The organism is Collinsella aerofaciens (genome assembly GCF_018785245.1).
In the GTDB taxonomy this organism is placed as follows: domain Bacteria; phylum Actinomycetota; class Coriobacteriia; order Coriobacteriales; family Coriobacteriaceae; genus Collinsella; species Collinsella aerofaciens_AD.
The window spans coordinates 24,663-33,998 of record NZ_WQPL01000011.1; the positions used below are offsets into that span (position 1 = coordinate 24,663).

The following is a 9,336-nucleotide window of genomic DNA, read 5'->3' on the forward strand; positions in this document are numbered from 1 at the left end:
CTGGAACATCTAGCCGAGTTTTTCGGTCCTACCTGTTACCGATCGAGACGAACAGGCCGAGCACGTCTACGCCCGCAGGTCCTTCACGCTGGAACGTTCGACCAACACGCCCGAGACGAGCGTACGGCTTCTGGAGCTCGGGGTTTCCAGACCCGCGACGACCTCGTTGAGCGCACGGACGCCCAGCTCGCGGTGGCGAAACTTCACCGACGTCAGAATCGAGTTGGGAATCGTCTTATAGAGCTCATCGTCGAAGCCGATCACGGACACATCATTGGGCACACTGAGCCCTTTGTCACGCAGAGCCATCATCACGCCGTTTGCCATGCAGTCGTTAGCAGCGAGGACCGCCGTGCAATCGGGCTTATCGGCAAGCACAAGGCCCGCGGCATAGCCACTATCCGCATTCCAATCGCCTTGCAGAGGCTCGGGCGGCTCAATGCCACGCGCCTCGAGTGCCGCACGCCAACCTTTCATACGGCACTGGCTCGACAACGACTCTTTCTTACCAGAGACGAAGTACACGTTTTTATGCCCGTGGTTCAAGAAGTACTCGCACGCCATGCGCGCGCCGCCCTCTTGGTCGTCACTGACGGTGGAGCAGGCAGGATGCTTCATCGGCGTAATAATCACCGTCTTGAGGTCTTTCGGCGCCTCAAAGGTATCAAAGTCATCGACCATCTGACGCAGGTTGAAGATCATGCCGTCAACGGGAAGCTGCGACATCCTGCGCGCCGCATCGGCAAGGGTCATGTTCTCCCCTGCGCACTTCTTAATCATCGTGAGCGCAAAGCCGCGTTCTTCGGCGGCATCGGCGATACCGTCAATCATGTCCACGGCACCGCCCGACAAGTGAAACAGCACGACGCCGATGCACCCGTAACGGCCCAACTTGAGCGAACGCGCGGCAAAGTTGGTTCGAAATCCGAGCGCCTCCATTGCCGAATGGACCTTATCGCGTGTCGACTCTCGCACGCTATTGGGCTCGTTGATCACACGCGAAACCGTCTTGAGAGAAACACCCGCGGCAATCGCCACATCGTTCATCGAGACGTTTTTCTTGTCCATCGTTGTCACTGCTTCTCCACTCGGTTCTCTATCGCTTGTTTTTTGTGTTCTAGCATACACTACCTGCCTGACTGATAAATCAACCGTTTACCGGGCAATATCGACCGCTCACCCGTATATCCTTGTTGCTCTTCCAAAAATGTCTTACGTTGTCATTAACGAAATGACAACGTTGTCATTTCGCAATGCCTTCCTTAAGCAGGAAGGCTTCCGGGCAGTCCTGACCATCCATCGACGACCAGTTCCATCCACATGCATCGCGCATCAAGTAGCAAAGGAGCTTTATGGACGCCATCGTAAAGATGCTCGAAAAGCATCAACCGTTCTTTGAGAAGATCTCGAGAAACATCTACCTCCAGGCCATCAAGGACGGATTCCTTGGGTGCATGCCCATCGTCCTCACCTCTTCGATCTTTCTGCTGATCGCCACGCTTCCCGGCGTGGTCGGCATCGCGCTGCCCCAGCCGCTCCTCGACTGGTGCAACAAGCTGTACAACTTCACCATGGGCGTCATGGGCATCATGGTTGCCGGCACCACCGCCAAGAACTTCACGGCATCCATGAACCGTCGTATGCCCGCCGGCAAAGTGCTCAACGACGGTTCCACTATGGTTGCTGCCCAGTGCAGCATGCTGCTGCTCGCAGTCACGCAGTTCAGCACCAAGTTCAACGGCTCCGAGCTTTCGGTCTTCGATTGCACCAGCATGGGCACGCGCGGTCTGTTCTCGGCCTATATCGCCGCGTTCATTACCGTATGGGTCTATAAATTCTGCGTCTCGCGCGATCTGACCATTAAGCTGCCCAAGGAAGTTCCGGGCGCCATCGCTCAGAACTTCCGCGACATCATCCCCTTTGGCGGCGCCGTCATCATCTGCGGCATCATCGATGTCGTCGTGCGCAACCTCATGGGCGTTCCGTTCTCCGAGCTGCTTATCAAACTGCTCTCCCCGCTCTTTACCGCTGCAGAAACCTATCCTGGCCTTATCCTTATCCAGGCAGCCACCGCGTTCTTCTGGTTCATCGGCGTCCACGGCCCTTCGATCGTCCAGCCGGGCATCGACCCCATCCGTCTTGCCAACCAGGCCGAGAACCTGCAGGTTCTGCTGGCCGGTGGCCACCCCGCCCACTCCCTCACCTTTAACATGTCGCTCGTGGGTGAGTTCGGCGGCACTGGCGCCACGTTCATCGTGCCGCTTCTGCTGATTCTCTTTATGAAGTCCAAGCAGCTCAAAGCCGTCGGTAAGGCCTCGATTGTTCCTGTTGCCTTTGCTGTCAACGAGCCGCTGCTCTTTGGCGCGCCGATGATCCTTAACCCCTACATGCTCATCCCCTTTGTTGCCGCCGGCTGCGTCAACGTGAGTGTTGCCAAGTTCTTTATCGATAACGTGGGCATGAACGGCTTCTCCTTCGTGGTGCCTTGGGCCACCCCCGCCCCCATCGGCATTTTCATCACCACGAACTTCCAGCTTATTGCCCTGGTATTTGTCGCGATCATCATCTTGCTGGATGCCATCATCTACCTGCCGTTCTTGAAGGCATACGATAAGCTGCTCTGCGACCAGGAGGCCGAGCGCGCCGCCGAGCTGGGTCTCGAGTCCGATGGTGCTGCCAGCACCCCTGCGCCCGTCATCGAGCCGACCGCCGCTGCCGCCGACAGCAAGCCTGCCGCCGAACAGCCCGAGCCTGCCGCCGATGCATCCGCCAAGAAGGACGTCGATGGCCTGAAGGTCCTCGTCCTGTGCGCTGGCGCCGGCACCTCCGCCATGCTTGCCAACGCCATCAAGGAAGGTGCCGCGCAGACCGGAGAGAACATCGCTTCCTCCGCAGGCGCCTATGGCCAGCACACTGCCATCATGGATCAGTACGACGTTATCGTGCTTGCCCCGCAGGTCCGTAGCTACTACAACGACATGAAGGCCGACACCGATCGCCTGGGCATTAAGCTGCTCGCTCCGCGCGGCAAGGAATATATCGACCTTACCCGCGACCCCGCTGGCGCCATCAAGTGGCTCCGCGAGAACCTCGACTAGCTCCTCCCTCTGTTGGTGCCCGAATCCCCAGTTCGGGCACCTCCCCCTATTCGTATCCCACAGAAAGGATGACTCATGACCAACCCCATGCAGTTCCCCGACGGCTTTGTGTTTGGCGGCGCCACCGCCGCTTACCAGGTTGAGGGCGAGACCCGTACACACGGCAAGGGCAAAGTGCCCTGGGACGATTTCCTGGCTGCTCAGGGCCGTTTCTCCCCCGACCCCGCAAGCGATTTCTACAACAAGTACCCGGTCGATATCGACCTGTGCCAGCGCTTCGGCATCAACGGTATCCGTGTCTCCATCGCTTGGAGCCGTATCTTCCCCAACGGCACCGGCGAGATTAACCCCGAGGGCGTCGCCTTCTATCACGAGCTTTTTGCCACCTGCAACAAAGCCGGCGTTATCCCCTATGTCACGCTCGATCACTTTGACACGCCCGAGGCCTTCTACCAGGACGGCGGAGAGGGCTTCCTGACGCGCACGACGATCGACGCCTTTGTCGAGTACGCCAAGTTCTGCTTTGCCGAGTTCACCGAGGTCAAGCACTGGTTTACCTTTAACGAGATTCCCGCGACCGCCGAGGGCAGCTTTATCGTCGGCAACTGGCCGCACGGCGAGAAGTATCGCCTGGACAAGGCCTTCCAGCTTATGCACAACATGATGGTGGCCCATGCCAAGGCCGTCGTCGCCTTCCACGAGGGCGGCTTTGAGGGCGAGATCGGCATTGTCCAGAACCTGGAGCCCAAGTATCCCTTCGATCCCAACAGTGCTGCCGACTGCGAGGCCGCCCGCATGGCCGACGTCATTAACAACCGCTGGGTACTCGACGCCACCTTCCGCGGCCACTATGCAGCCGATACCATGGAGGCTGCGACCAAGCTGGCTCATATCGCCGGCGGCGAGCTCGACGTCCGCGACGAGGACATCGCCGCGCTGACCGCCGCGCTCCCCTACAACGATTGCCTGGGCGTCAACACCTACAAGTGCCAGTTCCTGCGTGCCGCCGAGGGCGAAAACGACATCAACCACAATGGCACCGGCGACAAGGGCTCCTCGCGCTGGTTCCTCAAGGGCGTGGGCGAGTCATGCGTGCGCGAAGGCATACCCACCACCGATTGGGACTGGATCATCTATCCCGAGGGCCTCTACGACCTGCTGCTCCGCATTAAGAACGATTACCCCAACTACAAGAAGATCTACATCACCGAGAACGGCATGGGCTATAAGGACGACTTCGAGGATGGCTTTATCGACGACGCCCCTCGTATCGACTACATGCGCCAGCATCTCGCATGGATCCTCAAGGCAATCGACGGCGGTGTAAACGTCGACGGTTACTTTGTGTGGTCGCTGCAGGACCAGTTCTCCTGGACCAACGGCTATAACAAGCGTTACGGCCTGTTCTACATCGACTTTGAGACCCAGAAGCGCTATCCCAAGGCGAGCGCGTACTGGTACAAGAACGTCGCGGAGACCGGCCTGCTTATGGCCTAGTTTCCGCCGCATGCCACCCGTCGGCCGCATACGAATCCCTCCACGGGTTCGTATGCGGCCTTTTTGTTTTTGGTGGGCCCGTGCAGGCCGTTTGTCTCGATCTGTAACATCTAGCAGGGATTTTCGGTCTTAAATGTTACAGATCGAGACAAACGGAACGCCCGAGCAGAAATATCTCAATCTGTAACATGTAGACCACTTTTGACCGTCTACCTGTTACAGATCAAGACAATAAGATAGTCAAACCCAAACTTTCCAAGCAGTTATGAAACATGGTTTCTAGTTTTCGGTATAACGAACATACTTTCGGTATCATTTAATGGTATTATGATATCGAAAGTATGTTCGTGATACCGAAAGGAGCCGCATGCGCCAGTTCGATTACGCCACAGTCCCAGCGGAACTCGAAGCAACTCCAATCACCAACCTCCTCCTCTCGATACGCGAGCATAAAGGCCGTCAGCTTGCTCTGAGTCAAGTCAAACCCGAACTTCTATCGTCCCTTATGGAGGAAGCTAAGATCCAAAGCACCCAATCCTCCAACGGACTTGAAGGAATTATTACCACCCAAAAAAGACTCAAAGCGATCATGGCGTATTCCGCCAAGCCAAGCTCCCGCGCAGAGGAAGAAATCGCTGGATACCGAGATGTGCTGTCGCTTATTCACGAGCAACACGATTCCATTCCCGTAACGCCATCGGTCATTTTGCAGTTGCATCGTGACCTCATGGCGCACACGGCAATCTCGTATGGAGGCCATTGGAAAGATAGCGATAACGAAATCGTCTCCATTGACGATCAAGGTAATCGATTTGTGCGCTTTAGGCCCCCTTCGGCTCTAGCAACCCCGGGACTTATTAAAGAAGCCTGCCAATCCCTCAACGATGCTTTATCTCGCCAAGTTTGCGACCCCCTCCTTATATCGCTCCGCTTTATCTTCGATTTTGTTAGCATTCATCCCTTCAACGATGGCAATGGCAGGATGAGCCGGCTCCTTACAACGCTGCTGCTCGAAAAGACTGGATACGACGTTGCGCGTTACATCAGCATCGAACGACTTATTGAAGACAACAAAGCGCTTTACTACAACGCCCTCGCTGCAAGCTCCACTGGATGGAATGAAAATCAAAACACCGAAGTACCCTTTATCCGTTTCATGCTCGGAACAACCCTGGCCGCCTACCGAAAGCTCGAGCAGCGTACCTTAATTGAATCAAGCACTCGTCCCATGTCGAAGCAAGCGCGCATCGCTGTTCTATTTCAACAGAGACCCGGCGTCATTAAGAAATCCGACATCCGATCAAACTGCCCCGATATCAGCGAGGTTACCGTTAAACGAACCCTCGGTCAGCTTGTTAGCTGCAGCGCAATCGAAAAAACAGGAGCGGGTCGTTCGACGGGCTACATACTCAAAGACGTCCATGCTCTAGAACTATTCTTGCAATCCACAATACCCGACAGCGAGGCCGCAATAACAAAAGAGGCTCCAAAGGATAAGCTTCTTGAACGTGTAAACCGCGCCGAGGATGAAAGCAGAGAGGGGCTCTATGAAGACTACGATTCATTCTCAAGGGACATAAAGACGAAATACGGAGTCTAGTCATATCCCAGAATAGCCTCATCCTTGTTGCCCAAAGTTATTTACGCGTCATTGTGAAGCGATAACCCCTGCGCCGGCAGGGGCAGAAGTATCGTCTGTAGCGTTAGCTAGCAGATGACCTGCGTGTGTTCCTCGATGGCGGCACGATCCACGGCGGCAATACCCGGCTCGCACACCACGGCGTCCAAACTGTCCAGGCGGCAGAAGGTGTAGAAGTCGCGCTTGCCGATCTTGCTGGAGTCGGCGATCAGATAGCGCGAGTCGGCCTTGCTAAAGGCGAGCTGCTGGATACGGCCCTCGTCCATGTTGGACGTGGACACGTCGCCGTCCAGGATGCCGTTGGCGCCGATAAACGCTGCATCGATACCAAGCGCACGCAAGGTATCCTCGGCCGTTGGCCCCACAAAAGCGGCGGTGCGGCGGCGGTACATGCCGCCCACCAGGCACAGTTCGTAGTCTTCGCTCGCCTCGAGCAGGCTAAACACCGAAAGCGAATTAGTCACGATGCGCAGGCGGCACGCCGGCAGCATCGAGGCCATCTGCTCAACCGTGGTGCCCGTACCCAAAAAGATGGTCGAGCCCTCCTCGATGAGCTCAACGGCTCGGCGCGCGATCTGCAGCTTTTCCTCAGCATGTTTGGAACGTTTTTCGCTGTGCGAATACTCGTGGCGCAACATAGTGTGGGGACGTCCCTGTGCACTGCGGGCTCCGCCGTGCACGCGCTCGATCTCGCCCAGGCTCGCAAGTTCCTCAAGGTCACGGCGGATCGTCATATCCGAGACGCCCAGCGCATCCGAAATCTCCTTGACCGAGACCGTGCCCTGCTCTTCGAGCAGCTGCCGAACCTTATCCTGTCGCTCTGCCTTAATCACGATGAATCCTCGCCGTTCTTTGCGCGCATATCATTCAAACAGTAACGAACAAATTGTATCAGACCCGTGCGCGTCAAAAATGAACGCCCGCACAGCTCCAATCATCACTTTTTTGAGAAAAATACCCCCTGCTTTAGTGGGGTGTAGTGATAATCTCGCCTGTTCGCGCTACAGTTTGTCGGAAATACCTCGATGTTAGGAACCAAATGATCACTTCCGAGCTTTTCGGCACCGCACCGTGCGGTACCCCCGTTCATCGTTACACCCTCAACGGGCCCGAGATCTGCGTTCGCATTATGGACTATGGCGCCACCGTGCTTGGTGTCGACGTGCCCGACATTCCCGGCAACGTGCGCGATGTGGTGCTGGGCTTCGATAAGCTCGAGGATTACTTTGACAACCCCGCCTGCTTTGGCGCGACCATCGGCCCCGTGGCAAACCGCACCGCGGGCGCCACAATCACCATCGCCGGCACGGACTGGCATATGCCCGCCAACGAGGGCGCCAACAACCTGCACAGCGATCTTGAGCACGGCCTGCACAAGCGCGTGTGGGACGTTAAGCTCGACGAGGTCCACAATGCCGTGCGCATGACCACCTCGCTTGAGGATGGCGAGCTGGGCCTTCCCGGCAACCGCACCTTTACAGCCGTGTTTACCGTGACGCGTACCGGCTGTTTCCGTATCGAATATGGCTGCGAGAGCGACTGCGCCACGTACGTGTCCATGACCAACCACACGTACTTTAACCTTGCCGGCCATAACGCCGGCATGGACTGCGAGCACTTCTTTGTTGCTAACGCTGCCCACTACCTGCCCATCAACGAGCAGAATATCCCCACCGGTGAAATCGCTCCGGTCGAGGGCACGCCGTTTGACTTCCGTGAGCTGCGCCCCGTCGCGCCCGGCATGGAAGCCGACGACCCGCAGATTAAGCAGGCACGCGGCTACGACCACTGCCTGTGCATCGATGGCTATCAGTACGGCCGCAACCTGCGTCGCGCCCTGCATGTCGAGGAGATGTGGACCGGCCGCGAGCTGGACTACTACACCACCGCCCCGGGCGTGCAGCTCTACACCGGCAACTGGCTGGGCGACGAGCACGCCAAGGACGATGCTAACTATGGCTGGGGCGCCGGCTTTGCCCTCGAGGCAGAGATGTACCCCGACACGCCGCACCAGCCGCTGTTCCCGCAGGGCATTGTGGGCCCGGGTCACCCCTACAGCAATGTGATCGAATACCACTTTATGAGGCACTAAGCCCACAGCAGCGCCCGCCGGCACCACCGCCGACGGGCGCTGTTTCATGCCTAAATCCTTTTTTCGATGCCACCGAATTGGTGACATAACAAAACTATGCCGAATTACTACGATGAACCCACGATGTCCTTCCACGCGCTGGTTTATAAAAAAATTAGCAACTCGTCTACCTGCGGTTTTATTCTCCGCAAATTTGACATGCTCGGCGATAAGCAATTCATCGTAGTAAACCGGCATAGTTTTGGCAGACGGCGCCACACAGACCCCCTACGAAGGTAAAATGATTCCTTTCCCTCCGTCCCCAAGGGTTCAATTGAGCAAGACTTCGATGGGGTCGGGGGCGGAACTGGGGAGATAGCGGATTTCTAGTTCTATGCCGAGTTCTTGCAGCTCTTTGAAGGCGGCGATGTCCGTATTGTCTACGGCAACGGCAGGAGTTGCGGAGCGCTTGCCCTCACCCGCCCGCATATGGCCAATGCTGATCTTGGCGATCGGCACACCACCCTTAACCAGCGCGAGCGCATCGGAGGGTGAGGCCACCATGATCAGAATCAATTGGCGAGGCGTTGCGGTATGAATGACGTCGATGGTCCTTTGCACCGAGAAAAACCGCGTCCAAACGCCTTCTGGCGCCGCCACCCTCATGGGTGCCCATTGGCGCGAATCTGCCGCGATCTCATCGTTGACGATTAGGACAAGGTTGGAACCCACGGCTTCGTTCCACAGATCAACGTCTTGTCCGTAAATGAAACGGTCGTCGATGCGTGCGAGAAGAATCTTGGGTTGAGTCATCGCTGCCCCATTCTACTTGAGAACCGTAAGAGCAAGACATCACGCCTCTAATATTAGTGCATTTAAAGGTTGATTTCCGATCTCAGCCGAACACATTGAGCAAATAGGCCATTCCCGCAGTTAGCCGAACGCCCCCGTGGCCCCATCCGGGACCCGGGGGCGGCATTTTCCCAGTTGAAGGAACGGTGGAGATGTGTTTCGATGGGTCCGGTGGCCAT

7 protein-coding genes are annotated in these 9,336 nt (G+C 56.9%); 4 read left to right on the top strand and 3 right to left on the bottom strand.

What is annotated here, in order from left to right:
* Positions 1–66: 66 nt before the first annotated feature.
* Positions 67–1,068, bottom strand: a complete 1,002-nt coding sequence (locus GPK39_RS02460) for a LacI family DNA-binding transcriptional regulator (protein WP_215673642.1) — start codon at positions 1,066–1,068, stop codon at positions 67–69.
* Positions 1,069–1,352: 284 nt separating this feature from the next.
* Here GPK39_RS02460 and GPK39_RS02465 point away from each other — a divergent pair, with 284 nt between their 5' ends.
* The 3 genes from GPK39_RS02465 (at position 1,353) to GPK39_RS02475 (ending at position 6,195) form a co-directional block, all read left to right on the top strand.
* Positions 1,353–3,098: a PTS lactose transporter subunit IIBC gene (locus tag GPK39_RS02465; RefSeq protein ID WP_215673643.1), complete on the top strand. Its 1,746-nt coding sequence runs from the start codon at positions 1,353–1,355 to the stop codon at positions 3,096–3,098.
* A gap of 75 nt (positions 3,099–3,173) precedes the next feature.
* The gene (gene lacG, locus GPK39_RS02470; protein ID WP_215673644.1) at positions 3,174–4,595 is read left to right on the top strand and encodes a 6-phospho-beta-galactosidase; all 1,422 of its coding nucleotides are present in this window, start codon (positions 3,174–3,176) and stop codon (positions 4,593–4,595) included.
* A 367-nt stretch (positions 4,596–4,962) separates the two neighbouring features.
* Positions 4,963–6,195 (top strand): Fic family protein, encoded by a 1,233-nt coding sequence (locus tag GPK39_RS02475; RefSeq protein WP_215673645.1) that lies wholly within the window; start codon positions 4,963–4,965, stop codon positions 6,193–6,195.
* 107 nt (positions 6,196–6,302) lie between these two features.
* On the opposite strand, the gene GPK39_RS02480 is transcribed toward GPK39_RS02475, so the two are convergent.
* Positions 6,303–7,067 (bottom strand): DeoR/GlpR family DNA-binding transcription regulator, encoded by a 765-nt coding sequence (locus GPK39_RS02480; protein ID WP_338404377.1) that lies wholly within the window; start codon positions 7,065–7,067, stop codon positions 6,303–6,305.
* Positions 7,068–7,273: 206 nt separating this feature from the next.
* Between GPK39_RS02480 and GPK39_RS02485 the strand changes: the two genes are divergently transcribed.
* Positions 7,274–8,326 (top strand): aldose epimerase family protein, encoded by a 1,053-nt coding sequence (locus GPK39_RS02485; protein ID WP_215673646.1) that lies wholly within the window; start codon positions 7,274–7,276, stop codon positions 8,324–8,326.
* A gap of 309 nt (positions 8,327–8,635) precedes the next feature.
* Here GPK39_RS02485 and GPK39_RS02490 read toward each other — a convergent pair whose 3' ends face one another.
* Entirely contained in the window at positions 8,636–9,118 is a 483-nt protein-coding gene (locus GPK39_RS02490; protein ID WP_215673647.1) for a PTS sugar transporter subunit IIB, read from the bottom strand.
* Between the last annotated feature and the right edge of the window lie 218 nt (positions 9,119–9,336).

Excerpts from the sequence above, each read along its gene's own strand:
- GPK39_RS02475 (WP_215673645.1), top strand. The coding sequence starts at position 4,963 with ATGCGCCAGTTCGATTACGCCACAGTCCCAGCGGAACTCGAAGCAACT.
- GPK39_RS02485 (WP_215673646.1), top strand. The coding sequence starts at position 7,274 with ATGATCACTTCCGAGCTTTTCGGCACCGCACCGTGCGGTACCCCCGTT.
- GPK39_RS02460 (WP_215673642.1), bottom strand. The coding sequence starts at position 1,068 with ATGGACAAGAAAAACGTCTCGATGAACGATGTGGCGATTGCCGCGGGT.
- GPK39_RS02490 (WP_215673647.1), bottom strand. The coding sequence starts at position 9,118 with ATGACTCAACCCAAGATTCTTCTCGCACGCATCGACGACCGTTTCATT.
- GPK39_RS02465 (WP_215673643.1), top strand. The coding sequence starts at position 1,353 with ATGGACGCCATCGTAAAGATGCTCGAAAAGCATCAACCGTTCTTTGAG.
- lacG (WP_215673644.1), top strand. The coding sequence starts at position 3,174 with ATGACCAACCCCATGCAGTTCCCCGACGGCTTTGTGTTTGGCGGCGCC.